Origin of the sequence: Alteromonas sp. BZK5, from assembly GCF_014349115.1 — a bacterium.
GTDB classification, from domain to species: domain Bacteria; phylum Pseudomonadota; class Gammaproteobacteria; order Enterobacterales; family Alteromonadaceae; genus Alteromonas; species Alteromonas macleodii.
This window is the reverse complement of the sequence record NZ_JACSOE010000007.1, coordinates 77,267-94,563: the sequence shown is the minus strand read 5'-3', so window position 1 is coordinate 94,563 and position 17,297 is coordinate 77,267. Positions and strand designations below refer to the sequence as shown.

At 46.1% G+C, this 17,297-nt stretch carries 15 protein-coding genes; 6 read left to right on the top strand and 9 right to left on the bottom strand.

All coding sequences use genetic code 11. The annotated features are described in order from the left end of the window. The first annotated feature begins 83 nt into the window (after positions 1 to 83). Positions 84 to 506: a YybH family protein gene (locus BIZ39_RS03805; RefSeq protein WP_014951158.1), complete on the top strand. Its 423-nt coding sequence runs from the start codon at positions 84 to 86 to the stop codon at positions 504 to 506. 146 nt (positions 507 to 652) lie between these two features. Here BIZ39_RS03805 and BIZ39_RS03800 read toward each other — a convergent pair whose 3' ends face one another. Both BIZ39_RS03800 and BIZ39_RS03795 read right to left on the bottom strand, forming a co-directional pair. Beyond that, the gene (locus tag BIZ39_RS03800; RefSeq protein WP_187446384.1) at positions 653 to 2,050 is read right to left on the bottom strand and encodes a 5-methyltetrahydrofolate--homocysteine methyltransferase; all 1,398 of its coding nucleotides are present in this window, start codon (positions 2,048 to 2,050) and stop codon (positions 653 to 655) included. A 40-nt stretch (positions 2,051 to 2,090) separates the two neighbouring features. Further along, complete coding sequence (locus tag BIZ39_RS03795; RefSeq protein ID WP_262385695.1) at positions 2,091 to 4,493, bottom strand: TonB-dependent receptor; 2,403 nt, start codon at positions 4,491 to 4,493, stop codon at positions 2,091 to 2,093. Between the two features lie 90 nt (positions 4,494 to 4,583). Here BIZ39_RS03795 and BIZ39_RS03790 point away from each other — a divergent pair, with 90 nt between their 5' ends. The 4 genes from BIZ39_RS03790 (at position 4,584) to BIZ39_RS03775 (ending at position 7,676) form a co-directional block, all read left to right on the top strand. Beyond that, positions 4,584 to 5,246 (top strand): DUF2796 domain-containing protein, encoded by a 663-nt coding sequence (locus BIZ39_RS03790; RefSeq protein ID WP_262385694.1) that lies wholly within the window; start codon positions 4,584 to 4,586, stop codon positions 5,244 to 5,246. Positions 5,247 to 5,317: 71 nt separating this feature from the next. Next, a complete protein-coding gene (locus tag BIZ39_RS03785; protein ID WP_262385693.1) occupies positions 5,318 to 5,794 on the top strand; it encodes a MerC domain-containing protein in 477 nt (158 codons plus the stop codon). A gap of 95 nt (positions 5,795 to 5,889) precedes the next feature. Beyond that, entirely contained in the window at positions 5,890 to 6,816 is a 927-nt protein-coding gene (gene folE2, locus BIZ39_RS03780; RefSeq protein WP_156087151.1) for a GTP cyclohydrolase FolE2, read from the top strand. A 62-nt stretch (positions 6,817 to 6,878) separates the two neighbouring features. Continuing rightward, entirely contained in the window at positions 6,879 to 7,676 is a 798-nt protein-coding gene (locus BIZ39_RS03775) for a 5'-nucleotidase, lipoprotein e(P4) family (RefSeq protein WP_014977704.1), read from the top strand. A gap of 18 nt (positions 7,677 to 7,694) precedes the next feature. On the opposite strand, the gene BIZ39_RS03770 is transcribed toward BIZ39_RS03775, so the two are convergent. The 7 genes from BIZ39_RS03770 to BIZ39_RS03740 all read right to left on the bottom strand — a co-directional run bounded on the left by BIZ39_RS03770 (position 7,695) and on the right by BIZ39_RS03740 (position 15,006). Next, positions 7,695 to 8,435 (bottom strand): DUF3299 domain-containing protein, encoded by a 741-nt coding sequence (locus BIZ39_RS03770; RefSeq protein WP_187446382.1) that lies wholly within the window; start codon positions 8,433 to 8,435, stop codon positions 7,695 to 7,697. A gap of 15 nt (positions 8,436 to 8,450) precedes the next feature. After that, positions 8,451 to 8,897: a hypothetical protein gene (locus BIZ39_RS03765; protein ID WP_187446381.1), complete on the bottom strand. Its 447-nt coding sequence runs from the start codon at positions 8,895 to 8,897 to the stop codon at positions 8,451 to 8,453. Positions 8,898 to 8,902: 5 nt separating this feature from the next. Beyond that, the gene (locus tag BIZ39_RS03760) at positions 8,903 to 9,361 is read right to left on the bottom strand and encodes a DUF3299 domain-containing protein (RefSeq protein WP_262385692.1); all 459 of its coding nucleotides are present in this window, start codon (positions 9,359 to 9,361) and stop codon (positions 8,903 to 8,905) included. A 273-nt stretch (positions 9,362 to 9,634) separates the two neighbouring features. Beyond that, positions 9,635 to 9,841, bottom strand: coding sequence for a DUF2892 domain-containing protein (locus BIZ39_RS03755; RefSeq protein ID WP_187446380.1), 207 nt, complete (start codon positions 9,839 to 9,841; stop codon positions 9,635 to 9,637). 27 nt (positions 9,842 to 9,868) lie between these two features. Then, entirely contained in the window at positions 9,869 to 11,482 is a 1,614-nt protein-coding gene (locus BIZ39_RS03750) for a hypothetical protein (protein ID WP_187446379.1), read from the bottom strand. A gap of 28 nt (positions 11,483 to 11,510) precedes the next feature. After that, positions 11,511 to 12,401 carry an outer membrane lipoprotein-sorting protein gene (locus BIZ39_RS03745; RefSeq protein ID WP_187446378.1) on the bottom strand — a complete coding sequence of 297 codons (891 nt, stop codon included), beginning with the start codon at positions 12,399 to 12,401 and terminating at the stop codon, positions 11,511 to 11,513. A gap of 1 nt (position 12,402) precedes the next feature. Beyond that, positions 12,403 to 15,006, bottom strand: coding sequence for an efflux RND transporter permease subunit (locus BIZ39_RS03740; RefSeq protein ID WP_187446377.1), 2,604 nt, complete (start codon positions 15,004 to 15,006; stop codon positions 12,403 to 12,405). Between the two features lie 1,089 nt (positions 15,007 to 16,095). On the opposite strand from BIZ39_RS03740, the gene BIZ39_RS03735 reads away from it, so the two are divergent. After that, a complete protein-coding gene (locus BIZ39_RS03735; protein WP_222936446.1) occupies positions 16,096 to 17,259 on the top strand; it encodes an MFS transporter in 1,164 nt (387 codons plus the stop codon). Positions 17,260 to 17,297 lie beyond the last annotated feature (38 nt).

Here is a 17,297-nt window from a genome sequence, read left to right as displayed (position 1 = left end):
GCGTAAATAGAATTCACTAAACCCGCCGCAAAGGCGGGTTTTTTATTGGCTCGTCTTGCGGTAAAAATAACGGAACGACAGCCATGAACAATCCAATATCTCACGTGTTACAACAGTTGCATGACGCAGTAAACCGCGGCGATCAAGACGCCTTATCCCAATGTTATGCTAGCGATGCAACAGTGGTCGCGACCCCTATGTCCAGCTCAACGCAAAACCAAGCCGCTGAAGAACATGCCACGCAGCGCGACTGCGTTGATGCCCTGCTTAAATTTCAAAAGAAATTCATGCCCGATCATTTTGTTACAACCGGAGATGAACGGGTTATACAAGCCGGTGACGTAGCGCTAGTCGTCGCTAAGCTTTACCTTGTTCCTAAAGCAACACCCAACGCCCTACCCTGCGAGGGTAAGCGCGCCGTTTACGTTCTGCAAAGGGATGCAAGTGGTGAATGGCGCTGTGTCATCGATAACTTCTTCGGTACTGATTTGTTAGATTTTGCGTGATTCTCTTTTATCCACAAGATCAGAGTCAAAAGCGGAAGTAGGTAAGTTGGGTCAGACGATTTCTTAAATAGGGGCATATTGCTATGCCCCTAGTCTTCATCTACGATCTAAATGCTTGTTAGCATTTTGCAGAGCACTACATCTAATTAGTGGTCGTGATCGTCGTGCTCGTGTTCTTCAGCAATACCTAGCCAAACTGCTCCTGCAGGCTCAAAATCCAATTCAAGCAAGGTTTCCGTGGTCTCGGCTTCCAAATCAACAGCGAGGATAGCTTGCGCAACAGGGTCAACAACAAACAAGACTTCTTCGTGTTGCGATGCCGCCATGCTAAATGACTGACCTTCTGCTAGGTTTGCGGCGCTGGCACTGGCCATATCAATTTTGTGCGCAAATTCCCAGTGCGTGTCACCGTCTTCTTCATGCGCTTCTAGCAGTGTTACAAAACCTTTGTCATCTAAAATAACAAAGAGTTCACCGCCCATTGAGAAGCCGTATGACACTGCATGAGCGTCAGTCTCTGGCTGCCAGTCAATCACGCTCATTGTGCTAGTTACAGGCGACACATTGGCCAAGATGGCGCTGCCACCGCCGTGCTGTGAAGCAATACCAATAAACGCTTCTGCGTGTTCATGTCCATACATTGTGCCAATGCGCAGAGCGCCAAGCCCATCAATGTTGTCAATAAACGCGCTGGTAAATACCTCATCATCTTCGTTGAGAATTAATACGCCGTCGCTACAGCCAAATGCCACAGCGATTTCGTTTTGAGCGGCGCCATGTAAATCAGCACACTCGCCATCAAAGCGTTGCTCTTCTTCGTACTCGCCATCATGCCAGTGATATACCGCAACGCTGTCTGGCAAGATTGGATTAGCAGAACGAGACTCTGCATCATCACGACGTACAGTACTAATTAGTATGTCTCCACGCGGTTCCGCGACACCGTGCATATTTACAGTAAATTCCAAAGTAGGAACTTCTGTAATTTCACTGGCAATTTGGGTATCGGTTACCACTTTTACCGCTGCCGGCATGCTGGTGTCCGCATTTCCATCGTAAAACACAGCAAGCTGACCGTCGTGTGTTACTACGTGAGTCGGTTGACTACCTTCAAGTGTGAAACCAGACAGACTTGGGGCTTCTTCATAGTCGTGCAGGTGCTCTACGTGATCTTCTCGCCATAATCCACCATCAAGAAACTCAGTTAATCCGTTTGCTCGGCTGTTGATGACTGCAAAGCGATAGTCTGCAGAGGCGCTTACACTACTTCCATCAAAGGTTGCAGAAAACGTATCAAGTACTGAATTATCATCTAGATCAAAGACAGTGAGCGTATTTGATGCAGCATCGGCAACAACCAATCTGCCTTCACTTTCAATATCATAGTCTGAGTCGTGGTCGTCATCGTGATCATGGCCGTCGTGGTCGTGATCATCCTCTGGCACCTCAATAGGATCCAGCTCTACAATATTGGTTTCTGCATCACCACAGCCTGCGAGCAAAAGTGCGCTGGCTATGGCGCTTAGTACTAGTCTATTTTTCATGTGTGTATCCCTATCAATAATTCTTTTTTATAAGCTGATCTTAGAAATAACCGCGTACGCCGAAAGCAAAGTTTCTACCCGGACGTGGTGCAATATCTTTCAGAAATGAGGTGTGAACGCGCGCTTCTTCGTCGGTTAGGTTTTCACCGCTCAGGTAAACCGATAAATCAATATCTCCCAAAGGAATGTCGTATGTGATTGAAGCATCAACAAGGGTGTAGCCGTCCGTTTCAGTCTCGAACGTCGAGATATCATCTTGTTTCGCAAAATGGGTAATGTCTAAGTCGGCGCGAATGTTATCTAACGTGTAGGCAACGTGTGAGCCCACTCGCATGGGCGAAGTGCGAGGCAGTGCGCCACCATCTTTAAGGCGGGCTTTAACGTAGTCGGCGAAGAAATCGAGTTTTAGGTTGTCAGTGGTTTGCCAGGCAACTTGTAACTCAAAACCATGAAGAACGGCGTCAGCTGAACCAAACAGGTAAACAGGTAATTCATCGCTGTGTTCATCTTCGCTATGCTCTTCTTCACCGTGCCCCTCTTCGCCATGATCGTGGTCATGACCACTTTCAGCGAATAAGCCGGTTTCTTCTTGGAAGTAGTAGTTATCTACTTGGTTATAAAAAGCATTAAATACAAAGCCAACGTCACCCTGTGTTTTTCTGAACGTTAGGTCGATGTTATTTGCTGTCTCAAGATCGATTGCCGTTTGAGAAAGCACAAATTCGCCTTCCTCTGACAAATCAAACAGGGCGCCAATTTCATAGGTACGGGTGCCAATATGCGGGCCAAAAGAAAGAAGCTCAGAGGCAGAAGGGGCGCGCTCTGAACGGGAAAGTGAAACGCCCACGTTATAGCTTTCATTAATGGTATAAACTACACCCGCTGATAGCGATATAGGTGTAAACTCTTGATCTACCGCGAACTGTCGTACGAACTCGCTGCCTTCATGTTCGTCGTGAGCATGCTCATCATGATCATGTTCATCGTCGTGCTCGTGAGCGTCAAGCTCAGGCAACAGCACACTTGATGCGTCTAATGTTACGCTTTCCGCTCGCGCCCCTAATTGAACCAGAAAATCACCAAAGTGACGCTCTTCCATGAGTGCTACAGCAAACATCTCCATTTCTGAAGGCGGTGTAAAGGCTTCTTCGCCTTGAGCAAATACATCGCTCCCTTTGTAATGAAGGCTGATACCACCGCGCCAGCCAGCCATGGGTTTATGCAATAACTCTACGCGAAGTTCTTCGGTTTCATTACTAAAAGTGGTACCTACTAAACCGCCCTCAACTTCAGCATGTTCATAATCGGTATAGCCCGCTCTAAAGTGAACACTTTGCAAAAAGTCATTGGTAAAGTTGTACTCACCTAAAAGCTGATACTTAGTTTGCTCAAGATCAGCGAATACCGAAGTATCTCCGCCATGGCTGTGCCCAGGCACGCCATACTCTCGCTCAAATCGCTCTACCGCTACGCCAACATAGCCTTGGTCGAATAAATAGCTGGTCCCTAACGTAAACCCATTCGATTCTTCGTTACTGTTTTCAACCACATGGGCGCCATCTGGGTCATCAATGTCAGGGGCAACAGGTGTTTCATAATCATTTGAATCGCGATAAAAACCGTCAGCGTAAAAGGCTATGTTGTCCACCCCAGTAGTCACGTTAAACGTTCCAAGTTTCTGGTCGTTAACGGTTTGCGTTTCTAATACAAATTCACCGCGCGTTTCAGTGGACGTGGGCACACGTTGGTCAACTACGTTCACCACACCGCCTATCGCACCGCTTCCGAAGAACAGGGTTGCTGGCCCACGCAGCACTTCAATTTGTTTAGCGGTCGATGCTTCACTTGCTACTGCGTGGTCGGGGCCAACACGGGAAACGTCGCTCACATCCAAGCCATTTTGAGTAATCAGTACCCGTGGTCCGCTAAGGCCACGAATAATTGGCGTGCTCGCAACATTGCCATGGAAGTTAGACTGTACGCCGGGTAATTTTTCTAGCGTATCGCCCAGCGTGGCCGCTTGTTGCCGACGTAAGGTTTCGCCAGATAACACGCTCACTGGTGTGGCCGATTCCATCACCGATAAATGCATAGGCGTGGCGTGCACGTCAATCACTTCGATAGCACTGCGCGCCAAGACAAAGTTAGCGCCTTCTGCGTTGTCAGATTGAACTTGCGTATGCTCATGTAAGTGAGCGAAGCCAGAGGCGAATATGTGAAGCGTATAGTCGCCTTCCTTTACGTTAGAGAAAGTAAACTCGCCCAGCTCGTTAGTGCTGGTAACGCGCTCTAGCGCCTCAATTTCAACAGTGGCATTGGCGAGCGGCTTTCCGGCTGCATTAGTTACCGTGCCAGAAAGTGTTTGTGCCAGCGCTGACGGAGATGCTAATAGCAACGCAGGCGCTGAAAGCGATAAGCCTAACGCCAATCGAGACAGTTTCATTATTCTAACCTCTGAATTTGTGTAATGTGATAATGTATCATATTTATTTTTATGGTATGTTATATTGTAACGTTTACGCAAGAGGTAAAAATGAAAACTATTTCTATTACGTGGAAGAATTCACAAAAAGCGCTACGCGCCTCTTCAACTTTTCTTAAGGTAGGTACTTTTGTCGGATTGAATTTGGCTGGGATGGGTATCAACGCTGTTCATGCTGCGCCTCATACTCACGGCGAAGGCAAACTACAAATCCTACAAGCGGGAAGTGAGTGGCAGTTTGTGCTGCAGCTGCCTGCTGCTGATGTTCTGGGGTTTGAATACGCGCCATCCACGTCTAGCGAGAAAAAACGTTATAAAGAAACGCAAAAGGTTTTTCAGCGCTTTGACGATATTTTTACCCTGAGCAATACGTGTGAATTACTCGATACCACACTTGAAAGCCCATGGGAGGTAGCTAACGAGCATGACGAGCATGACGAGCATGACGAGCATGACGAGCATGACGAGCATGACGAGCATGACGAGCATGACGAGCATGAAAGTGAACACGAAGACCATGCCCATCGCAACACGCATTCTGATTTTCGTGTCGCATATTTGCTTAGTTGCCAAGGCCCCGTAAAGCGTATTGAGATGACAGGGTTTCCCCATTGGCCAAGCCTGCAGCACGTTAATGCAATTTGGGTAACCAACAAAGGACAAGGCGCACTAGAGATAACGCCAAGTCAGCCAACCTTACTGATAAGCAGCTAGTTAGATTTTTTACTCTCTCAGGCGCAAGCTTCACCCATTATGCGTGCGCCATAGCAATTTTCGGACATACTATGAATTCGATATATCAAGGAAGCAGCGCAATGCCAAAAGTGCAGTTTATTTCAGACAAGCTCGCTATGCTCCTTTCATCCCTTTGCGTAATACATTGTTTATTAACGCCTATTTTATTAATTTCCATACCTGCATTGGCAGGTGTGTCAATTCTCAATGATGAAACCTTCCATCAAATATTGCTGTTCTTTGTGTTGCCCATCGGTGTTTTTGCGCTCTCACTAGGCTACCTACATCACAAAAATAAGTGGGTAGTATTTGCTGGCGTTTTTGGACTAACGCTTTTAAGTAGTCCGCTGCTCGTTGAGTGGATAGGCTTAGGACACGAAGTGCTTGGTGAATATGGTGAAGTAACAATCACGGTAATCGCGTCGTTTATTATCGTTGGTGCGCACCTGATTAACTATAGGCTTAGGTCGACCGTGCAGGAGCCTATTTGCGAAGAGCGCGAGACCACTCAATCACAACCCTATTAGTTTCATCATAATCTCAAAAGCGGGTAATTCTTATCGAGCGACGCTCGCAATATTAATGATGTAAGCCGTTTTTGAGGTCTCATTCAGAGGTTATTTTGTCTAGTTTTAATCATTCCGACACGGTACTTCCCGATGTCACTACAGAGCATTCCACTGCGCAACTTCCTGTTATTGATAGTGTAGGCATGCAGGGCATTGCTATCCCTCTGCACGTGCTAGGTAAACGCGGTGAGCGCTTAGCCAGTAAGGCTACGGTTGATGTAACAGTGAGTTTAGATCACCCCAATGCTAAAGGCATTCACATGTCTCGATTGTACAGCTTGCTGCAGCGATATTTGAGCAACCAAGACTTACATAAGTCGGCACTTGTGTCGTTGATGAACGCGCTTATCGAGTCTCAAGATGGGCTGAGCAACAGCGCCCAGCTTAATTTACACTTTGACCTCACCGTGTCGCGTCCGGCGCTCATAAGTAGGATGTCAGGATATCAATCGTACCCTGCTTCACTTTGCGTAAGGCGTTCACCTGAACGTTATGAGGCACAGCTTAAGTTAAGAGTACCGTACTCTAGTACTTGTCCTTGTTCGGCCTCCCTCTCTCGCAAGGCGTTATCAGAAGTATTTGTGCAGCAGTTCGAAGGAAAAGGTTTATCCGTAGAAGAAATGGGCGCTTGGCTCGCTTCTAAACAAGCCAGCATCGCCACGGCGCATGCACAGCGTTCTTTTGCCGATATAACCCTAGATTTAAGCGACAACGAGATCCCCGATTTTATTGGTATTATTGACCTGATAGAAAACGCGTTAGGCACACCGCTTCAAACCGCAGTTAAGCGTGAAGATGAACAGGCGTTTGCCAAGCGTAATGCTGAAAACCTAATGTTTGTAGAAGATTCGGTAAGGCGACTGCATGAAGCGTTAAGTACGTATTACCAAGCTACCTATTTTCGTGTAAAAGTAGAACATCAAGAAAGTCTGCATGCACACGACGCCATTGCTGAATTATCAGGCCCAGTTCATCGATAAATTCAGACATAATTTGGGTGTTGAAACCGGTAGGCAGAAGAAACAATAAAAGGAAAATAACATTGTTATCTCTTAACAAGCTCTCTTACATCAGCAAAGCGGCGTGCATAGGCGCTGCAGTATCAGCTATTGCGGCGTGCTCGTCTGCGCCATCAACCCCGCTTGCTGGTGTAAAATCACACACTCTGTCAAATGCCGTGATATACCAAACCAGCAGCAAAGAGTACCCTGTTCTTTCAAGTTTTGTGTATGGCCAAGCTATTTCAGCGCTACCTACGCGTTTTGCTAATGGCGATGTTGTGGTGATGGATGTTGATGAAACCGTGCTAGACAATAGCACCTATCAAAAAGAACGGGAAAGTGCTGGCTTGGGATATTCTTCACAAAGCTGGGCCGAATGGGTAAGACGTGAAGAGGCCACACTGGTGCCTGGTGTAGCCGCTTTCATCGATGAAGTAGTTGCACGAAATGGCAAGGTGGCGCTTATTACGAATCGCAATAAAGCGCTTGATAGTCACACCTGGAATAACCTTTTGGCGCAAGGTTTGCCGCTTACCACGAGTAATACCTGTGTTGTTGGCCGCACTGCTGAAGACAAAGAAGCGGTAGGCCAAGAAGGTATGGTTAATGACAAAGACTTGCGCAGAATGCAGCTTACCCAGGGCAAGATCGCATGTTCGAATACGTCTAAAGACGTGTCGTCTACGTGGGCTGTGCCTCACACTATTATCATGCAAATTGGCGACAACATTGAAGATGTGGGCGGCGTAACCCAAGAATCTGCCAACGTTGAGTTGCTCATGCCACGAGTGGGCACAGAGATTTTTATTCTGCCAAACCCCATGTACGGTTCTTGGTAGAGCATTGACAAAGTAAAATCAACGAATGTCGCTTTCTATATGGAAAGCGCCGTTCGTTAAATTAGCGTTGTCATCGTTAATGCCATTTCCCAGCCCTGAATAGGGCTTAATTTCTACCACGTCCAGTAAGTAAGCGGATGTGCCCTGAGGGTCTTCATACAACCCGGTAGAAAACTCACACGAGAACGTATACGCCTGCTGGATGTCTATTCCTCTAATACCGCCTCGCTCGTGGGTATTATTCAACGAAACAAACACAATTTGATTCGGTGGCGGTGGTGGGTAATGAATACACGCGCCGAAATAAGGCACAATGAAGAACGCCGTTATTTCTCGCTGTGCATTGGCCTCTACAGGCACAATAAACCCGCTGAGCTCGACGTACTTGCCGTTAAATGTATCAACCGTATTCACTGAGATAAGCGCTTGCTGGTATTCATCGTCAAACGTGCGTTGAATAGACTGAAATACCTGTTCATGAAGGGGTAAATTCTGCTGAGGATTTTGAGTCGATTGGGTCTTGCCCAACAGCGCCTTTTCTGCGTCAGGTAACAGCGCGTCCCACGATAAGGGTTGGAACTGTTGAATGGTAGTTAACCTGTGGCTGTCTTGATAAATCGCCGTGTTATTCTCGAAAAAGCGCTCAATTACGCTATCAAGCTTACCGCTTAACTTACCCCTCAGGCCGAGCCCCACCAGCGCGCCCAATGCAGTGAAAGCAATAAGAGAAGCCAGTAAAACGTACGTGGCGCGCTTCATACATTATCCTAGCTTTTAACTTGCTAAAATTTTGACTTTGCGGGTGTAAGTTACCGGCACATTCTTTTTAAGCGCATAGACTTTTAGAACAAGTTCGTGCGCGCCTTCTTCTTGTGCCTGAAAGCTAATGGCTTGTTCGCCCTTTGTAGACGGCAAAGAAAAGCGCTGCGGCGACAGTAGCGTTACGCCATCACTTGCCATTACATCTACGCTAACTTCTTTATAGTTCGAAGGAATGGAAAATCGCAGCGGAACGGCTGACGCCTCAAGCTTAGCCACTTCTCGCTTTCTGTCGATATTGAGCGAAATGAGCGGCTCCTTAGCTGCCGCTAAGTGCTGTTGCATCATGGGGTGCTGAAAGCCAAACTGCATGTTTCCCATACCTGCGTGTAGTTCACACGCAGTACTATGAAATGCTATAAGACTTGATAAAACGGTAGCTGCAACGACTGTTTTTTTCATATCAGTTACTCCTCGTAAAGCGCGAAGCTGTCTAGCACTAACGAATAAGCAGATGTACCTAGTGCGCTTTCGTGGTTGTCTATTTTTACCGTGCCTTCAAACCAATAAGGGTCGTACAAGTTCTCAACTGCAATGCCTTCTTTGTATTCAACATACAAAATTTGATTTGGCGGCGGTGGTGGCATGTGTAAGCAAGCCCCAAAATAAGGAACGACGAAAAAAGCCGTCGCTTTTTGCTCATCGTTTTGCTCTAAAGGCACTATAAATCCAGGGATGCGGATAGCCTTCCCGTCAAACGCCTCTATCACTCGCGTCGACACTAACGCTTGTTGGTATCGCTGTGCTTGTTCATCTTCTAGCTGCTTTGAAGCAAAGTCATCGACAGAGTCGGCGGCAGAGCCATCGGCAATATCGTTTAAAAACTCAGGCCTATTTAAAAGCGCGCTCAAATCGTCCTCGGGCATAAGAGCTACTCAGTCAATTTCCTCGTAATTGGCGGCTTGAGTTGGGTTTAACGTGCTAAATAAAACCAATAGTGCCGCAATTAAACCGAATTTAACGCTAGAAAGCGTGACAGAAAATTTCACAAAGATGACCTAACATACTATTTAACAATCACGTTATAACATATCACAACGTAGTAAATTGCGATAAGCGTTTATCATTGCAAAATGTTACTTAGCGCCAATTACTCAATAGAAAATGCTTTGCTAGCGCATTTGTGAAGCATCAGTTAATTACGCTAGCTCCCGTTCACTTTTAAGCCCAAGCACGTGTTTAAAAAATAGCGTTGCTGGGCAAAAGCCAGTGAAGCTCTGTTGGAACAAGTTTGCGCCAATAAACACGGTAAACCACATAAAGTTTGCATGAACAAACTGGGTTAGGACTACAGATAACAACACCATGAACCCTGCAAATGCAGTTAATGCTTTTTCCTGTGACATAACGAATTCCTTAAATATTGAAGAAGATTAAAAATAAAATCGATAGGCAACAAACGCATTACTTGCGTCTTCAAACTGCCCCCAAAACGTATAGTTATCCTTACCTGAAAAGACATTCACCCCCGCTCGCACTTGCCACTTATCGGTGGGCGAATAAGCCACTGTAGTCTTTAGGTATCCGTCGCTATCGCTGGGTGAATAAAACAGAAAAGTATTTAACGTCAGTGTTTGACGAAGTGCTAACCACGTTAAACGGGTCGTCACCCAATGGCGGTAGTTTTCTTGAACTCGCTCAGAAGACGAGACTGTTCTATTTAGGCCATCCGCATTGTGTAAGTACTCGGTGTACCACTGGAAACCACCGGTAAGATTTGCGGCAATTTCTTGGCTATAGCCTAGTAAGAAACGACTTTGATCATTCGCTATTTTCCCGTCACTTCCATCTATGTCTTCAAGGCTGTTGTAGAAAACATATTCCGCATTTGCTATCCCCCGCCCCAGAGGCGCGACAACACTTGCGCCATAGGCATTCATTTTACTGTAGCGCGGTCTTCCAAGAGAATCTGTCGCGGTGGGCTGCCTTGTATAACCGGTGTAACCATAGCCTGCAATCTCCATCCCCTTAACAGATTTATACACCCTTAAGGCAAGCTCACTTCCTCGTGGGCGATTATCACGTTCAACAGAAAACGAAGGGGCAATGTTTTCATCCAATTGCGGGCTGTAAAAAGAAAATATTTCGCCTGTAATACCAATATCAGGCTCAAATTCAGGTGTGACGACTAAATCTACATTGGCAAAATCCGTGTAGCCCGACACCTTTAATGCATTACTCGGCGCTTTAAGGTATTCGTCTTCTCTTCCTGCAAAGAACGACTGATAATCTTTAGGGAAGAGATCATTTAAGAACAAGTAATCCCCTGTCCCCCAGGTCAGCACTTGCTTACCGACTTTAATGTCAAATGCATTTGCCCAGTCCCCCGTGCCGACTAAAGCGCTGGGTAGAATACTGCTTAAGCTACCTTGCCATGCCAGTTCGCGAAGTTGTGATCCCCACGACGACGTTACGCCGTCATACCAAACGTCTGCTTTACTGGAAATGGAGGAACTATCTAATGCATAGTCTGCGCGAAGTTGAACTCTGGCGTCGCGCAATGTGCTGTTATTTAACACGGATGGCGCGTTAGCTGCTTGGAAACTCTCGTTCATTTGTGAATTCTGACTGCCAAACGCGGTAGCCATGTCACGGAAAAAACGGTTTCCAACGGCGAGCTCGGCAAAGCCAGAAATACGAAGTTTACTTTTGCTCTCAGTGCCCCATTCGTCATCCCACTCGTCATTCCAATCATCACCTGATTCGACATTGTCGTCCCCAGGCCACACGCTGTCCCACTCGTCGTTTGCGTTAGCTTCCTGTTCTTGTTCACCGCTTTTCACCGGGTCTTTCTGATTTTGGCTTTCAACCCCCACCGTCTGGGCGTTTAGCGGTAGACTAACTACAGCCGTAAATGCAAAAGTGAAAATAACAGGCGCGAGCAAAGCGTGCGCCCTCCATTGCTTTTTAACCCGCTCAGAAAGACCATAGGCTTGGCTAGGCAGCGTTATCCATATGGATGGAGCTAGTAATTTAGGCAAGCGCACCGTGCTAAATTCCTTTTTCAAAATAGTGTTATTTAATATAGCGTTGCGGTGGCACACGTAGGCTACGCTCACTAAATATGCTATCTGGAAGACCTATGTCGTATTCAATCCCTCTGAATTCCATAAGGGTATAGCCACCTGATGCAAGGTCCGTCACTTTACTTCTCACCACAGTAGGGTTGCCCTGTATAGTCTCAATGGTCACAGCTTCAACACGACGGTAGTTATTGTCACCCTTATAAAAGTTAATTAAGGTGGGCAAGTAAGTGTCTTTGTCTATCTCTACTACATAGTGGCTGAACTCTACGAGCGCTGTGTCCTTAGGCGTCGCTTTTAAGCGATAATGAGTTTGGGTTTGTTCAAGCAGCTCAAAACTGTCTTGCGCCGTTGCGCGGCCTGAAACATCTTCATAGAAGAAATGAGAACCAACAAACGATGTACGTTTATCGCCTGCGGCGATTCGCTTTACTAAATCTAAAGCCGGCAAATATAACCAACGGTCGTCATCAGAATTAAGCGCCGCATGCTTTTCAACGCGAAATACCGTACCTTCAACTTCAGTAGGACGGCTAAAGAAAACCAGCATTCGTTGATCGTCGGTGTCGGCGCCTGTCTCATTCAGCACATCTTTGCGCAGAATAGTAAACTGACGCATTTGCTTTCGACCTTGCTCATCTACAATCAGCATTCTCGCCATTGAACGCCCGTCATTGCCTGCGTAATACGCTGCTTGCTCGGCCTTATTGACGATTTCAGCAACATCGATACTACTGCTGCTTTCGTCGCTTTGGGTTGCCAAGGCTTGAGCGAATCCATTACCCGATATAAGTAATAGCGCAACAAGGCCCCTGAACATGCTTCGAAGGTTTCGTATTTTTGGTCGACGCCACATGAACACTGATAATATGGAAATACGCATTTTAGGCCTCCTTGAAAACCCAACGTTTAAGCAACGTCATAGCAGCTGGCAACACCAGCAGCGTAACGAGTGCTGAAATAAACATAATACTTGCCAGAAAAATGCCCACGGTGATGTAAGGCACAAGTGGTGCTAAAAGCAGCGGCGTAAAGCCAAGCGCGATGACCAGCGCATTACGAGTAATAGCGCTAGCAGGCTCTTCAAACATGGCATCAAACGTTTTACTCACGCTACCCGTTTGCTTGTAAATCTCTTTGGCTCTAGCCAGAAAGTGAATGGCAAAGTCTACCGACAAACCCAATGTCAGGGCTGAAAGCACGGCAATAGGCATATCGTAATCTTTACCTACAATGCCAATAGCACCGTAAATAAAGGTGATAGTTATGGTAAGGGGCAGCATGGCTAATACACCGAATATCAGTGAGCGCAGCAGCAATACCATCATCACAAAAACAATAATGAAGGCGCTAAGTAAGCTGTCTAACATGCCTGCAACCATGTTGTCCTGCCACACCACATTTAGGTATGCCTTACCTGCCCATTGATATGTCAGGCCATCAGGCAGTGTGTGTTGAGCGAAGTAGTTATCGACTAACTCAATTACCTCGGTCATATCTTGGTTGTCACCACTGGATAGTTGTAGCCACACCAAGGTTTTACGATAGTCTGGTGTCACGAAATGCCACAAGTCTTGAGGCCTATGAGAGGACTGATATTGCAAGAGCGTCTGTGCTATCGCCGGCTGAGTATTAGGTAACTCGTAGTCGCTGTCATTGCCCGAATGCAGCTCTCGGTTAACCACTTTAATCACATCACTGAGGGACTGAGTTTTACCCACCAGCGTTTGAGTGCTTAGGTAATTTTGCAGGTCTGAAAGCAGCGCTACATTATCGGGCTGTTGAAACGTTTTGCTTGTGCCTTTAATTTCATCAATGCTTGAAAGCAATCGATTTAAAGCGTCATATTCGTCGCTCTCAAGATCACCAAATAATGCATCATCGACGGCAAATGCGAGAGTCTCAAAATTATTGCCGGCATTTTCATTGTTTAGTGTATCGAGGGTTGTTTCACGCCATTCATCTAATGAAGGGGGCAACTCTGCACTTAGCAGTATTTCACCTGCACTTTTCAGCTTGCGGGTATCTTCAATAACAATGTACGCGTTATACGTACCCGCAAACTCCCTATTAAGCGCATTATCGGCTACGCGAATTTCATGATTTTCTTTAAACCAGCGCACAGGATTATCGTTAATTTGTATTTGGAAAATACCCCACACTGATACCGCTGAAATCACCATAAACGCAACGAGTAATGCCCCTTTATAATTTAGCGCCAAGGTGCGAATACCGTACACAAATCGCTGTAAGTATGTTGTTTTCATTGATGAGGTATTGGCATCGGCGTGCAGTGCAGACTGCAATTTTGCGAGCGCCTCTGGCGACATTCTTGATATATAAGCAGGTATAAAGGTAAGCGTAATAGCGAAAGCCAACAGAATACCTGAGCCAATGAAAGCACCGAAAATCTGTACGGGTGGAATGGGAGTTAGCATAAGTGAATAGAACCCTGCCGCAGAGGTCAGCGACGTAAACAGCATCGGCTGAAATAGGTGTTCAACCACTGTGGTAATCACTTGATCGGCCTTTTGACCTGGTTTATAGCGGTCTGAAAACTCAGACAATATATGCACCGAGTCAACAACAGCGATAGGCATCAAAAATATGGCAATCATGGATGACATGATGTGCACAGTGAAACCTAAGCCGATTAGCGCCCCCATTGTGATAATTACCGTTGCCATTGCCACCACCATCGGGGCGGTAATCAGCGTAAAATTGCGGAAAAAGATAAAGAGGAGGATAAAAATCATTAGTCCCGCAGCTGGCGCTGAAATTGCCATTTGAATAAACATTTCAACGCCGAATTGATCTTCAGCAACAGGGAGTCCTGTTATGTGCCACTGCAATGTTTCGTTTGTTGTATTCGCGCCAATATAGGCACGAATGTCTTCCGCAATACGAAAGCTCTCATTCTTATCTTTAATGGGCACATAGATAGCCGCAGCATTGTGTGATGAGGAAGCCAGGCTCCCCTGTAACATTGGAAGGCGTGCAATAGCATCAGCAATGTAATCTGCTTCCTCTTGAGATGATGGGGCTTGTGACATCATCCAAGAGAACTTGAGCTCACCGTCGTCACCTTGAGTAATATTGTCCACTGTTGAAAACGACATGACATCTCTAGTAATAACACCCTCAGTGTTTAATATTTGCTGGGTAACACCGTCTATTGCCTGCAGGTTCTTTGGTGTATAGATGCCTTTATTGGTACTTAAAGCAGCATTTTGAGTGGCTGTTTCATTGGCCGGTGATGCTATAACCCCCACCACTATCGCGTCGTGCATAGCAAAAGTATGCTTCACATCGTTATGAAAGACGCGGGCAGGATGATTGGCTTCAAGCATATTCTCTGGGTCGGTATCTATCGTAATTAGCCGCATTTGATAAGCGCAAAAGACAACAGCCAACAGTAAAGCGGCATAAACCCACTTACCTTTCTGGGTAGATAGGAACAGTAATTTTTCAATAACTGCCGTGAACATAGCTATGAACTCCTACTAGGAAATACATTGATTCCCTCTAATCGTGATACGACTGGGCTAACTCCATCCACTGTGTTTCCTTGGCGTGTTGAGTGGCGCTCCACTTTCACAAACCATGACCTTTGATCTGCAGAACATTTCACAACGCCTACCTGCGTTAGCAAAAACAATGGGTACATTTATGGGCCACAGCGTTTATGGGACACAGTATTAAATTAGATTACTCTAATATATAAATAATCTAATGTATTTTTAGAAAAGATCAAGAGCAATGCGACGAGTAACACAGAGAAAAGAAAAGTGTTTGTAAAACGCTACACACCACCGAGAAAAAACTACATACCTACTCAACCTTAGTTTTTCAAATACGAGCTACGCGCTGTCCAAAAATAAAAATAACCCATAAAAATCAGCAATTTAAAATTATTCTAAACTGAATTTAAGGTTTGGCACAGATCACGCATACATTAGACTAACGGATAAATACAGAACGCAGTTTGTAGCTAGGACAGCTTTAGCGACGGAGAGGCCAAATTGCGTAGATGACAAATACTGAAGGTGACGACATGGGAAGTGCATGGAGTGTGTCACCATGGAAAAACGGATGTGTCAGTATTGTAGCTAATGGATGCCTGTAGAAGATTCGTTAAATTGCTGGTCGATGATGAGGTTAGGTAAAAGACAACCTAATTAAACTCGCAGGATGCAAGGCACTTGTTTCATAAGGATTGCAAACAAGCTCTGAGTACCTACATCGCAAGCACCGACAGTGATGTCTCGTGCAGCAAGGGACTGTTGACCCAATTTGGATTCGTTGAATGTACGTGTGTGTTGCTTCAGCGAGACCATAGTGAGGACACTGGTAATGTCGTCGATGTTATTAGTGAGTTGTCATCCGACGACTACCCTCTCCCCTCAAAGGCCCATCCCGGCCTTTACATACCTCTGATTTTGGCCCGCCTTTGGCGGGCATTTTTTTATCTTCATTTGTGATAAAATTGCGTTGTTTCTTTATCGCCTACCAAAAGGGCTACCTGCGTGCTTTCGCCGTCTGCATCTACTATCGTTTTTAGAGTTCTTTTTTGTGCGTTGCTCGCTACGTCTGTTGGCCAAAGCGTTATGCTTACCACACTCCCTTCTATGGGGCGACAGGCGAACCTTTCTGAATTCCACATTGCCACTATTATGTCTAGCTCTGCACTTATTTTTGCGTTCGGTACGAATGTGTGGAGCAAGGTCGCTAAACGTGCGGGCTTTAAACGTATTTTAATGGTTGGTCTGTCGGGTTATAGCTTGGGCACATTTGCCTTCGCTAGTGCATGGATGGCAGGATTTTCTGGCATTATAAGCGGCACCAATTTGTTTTTGGCATTGTTGATAAGCCGAAGTCTGCAATCAACCATTATGTCTGCAACTCCGCCTTCTGCGGTAGGTTACGCCGTCGCCATCAGTACGCCCCAAAGTCGAGTAAGTGCAATCAGCAAAGTCACCTCTGCAAGCAACGTAGGGCAAATTGTGGGGCCCGCCTACGCTGGGCTTTTAGTCGGTTTTGGCTTATTAGCACCGTTGTACAGCATCGTTTTGCTAACCTTGCTGGCGCTTACATTGGTATATTTTAAGCTACCTGTTCTGCCGCCTTTGTCTCAGCAAAAAAACGCTCAGCAGACTAGCGACAATAACCAAGCGCCTAGCAAAGTACCTTATGTATTCGTCGCTGCATGTATTTGTGTATTTTGCGCAATGGCTATGATGCAGCAATCACTGGGTTTCTTTTTTATCGATTTTTACGACTATTCACCCGTAGACGCTGCTCGGCAAGTGGGTTTCGCGATGATGGTCAGTGCTGCCGCGTCTCTTACAGCCCAATTTGGGTGGGTACAAAAAGGCCGAATAAGCAAAGAAGCGATGATCACTATCGCGCTTCCGCTATTGGGCTTAGCCTACTTGCTGCTCTTTCTTCAACATTCGTTATTTATGCTTTATGCGGCCATGACATTAATGGGTTTAGGTATGGGAATGGCCTACCCATCTTTGGCAGCTGCAGCAACGACCTACTGCGCCCCCTCTCAACAAGCCACTATCACTGGGTTAATTACAGCGACTACTGCCATGGGCTACGTAATAGGTCCGCCACTGGCAGCTTTCATTTACCAACTGGATATCGCGCTTCCGTTCGCTATAGCGTCAGTGCTAATCGCAGCAACCACGTGCGTCGTCTACATAACATTGAAAAGAATTAGACACGTTGGCTAGGGCCTGTTAACCGTTGCTATACATTTGGCCCAATTCGT

What these genes read in the sequence shown, in the direction of transcription:
- BIZ39_RS03805 (WP_014951158.1), top strand. Translation starts at nt 84, where the DNA reads ATGAACAATCCAATATCTCACGTGTTACAACAGTTGCATGACGCAGTA.
- BIZ39_RS03800 (WP_187446384.1), bottom strand. Translation starts at nt 2,050, where the DNA reads ATGAAAAATAGACTAGTACTAAGCGCCATAGCCAGCGCACTTTTGCTC.
- BIZ39_RS03795 (WP_262385695.1), bottom strand. Translation starts at nt 4,493, where the DNA reads ATGAAACTGTCTCGATTGGCGTTAGGCTTATCGCTTTCAGCGCCTGCG.
- BIZ39_RS03790 (WP_262385694.1), top strand. Translation starts at nt 4,584, where the DNA reads ATGAAAACTATTTCTATTACGTGGAAGAATTCACAAAAAGCGCTACGC.
- BIZ39_RS03785 (WP_262385693.1), top strand. Translation starts at nt 5,318, where the DNA reads ATGAATTCGATATATCAAGGAAGCAGCGCAATGCCAAAAGTGCAGTTT.
- BIZ39_RS03770 (WP_187446382.1), bottom strand. Translation starts at nt 8,435, where the DNA reads ATGAAGCGCGCCACGTACGTTTTACTGGCTTCTCTTATTGCTTTCACT.
- BIZ39_RS03765 (WP_187446381.1), bottom strand. Translation starts at nt 8,897, where the DNA reads ATGAAAAAAACAGTCGTTGCAGCTACCGTTTTATCAAGTCTTATAGCA.
- BIZ39_RS03760 (WP_262385692.1), bottom strand. Translation starts at nt 9,361, where the DNA reads ATGCCCGAGGACGATTTGAGCGCGCTTTTAAATAGGCCTGAGTTTTTA.
- BIZ39_RS03755 (WP_187446380.1), bottom strand. Translation starts at nt 9,841, where the DNA reads ATGTCACAGGAAAAAGCATTAACTGCATTTGCAGGGTTCATGGTGTTG.
- BIZ39_RS03745 (WP_187446378.1), bottom strand. Translation starts at nt 12,401, where the DNA reads ATGCGTATTTCCATATTATCAGTGTTCATGTGGCGTCGACCAAAAATA.
- BIZ39_RS03740 (WP_187446377.1), bottom strand. Translation starts at nt 15,006, where the DNA reads ATGTTCACGGCAGTTATTGAAAAATTACTGTTCCTATCTACCCAGAAA.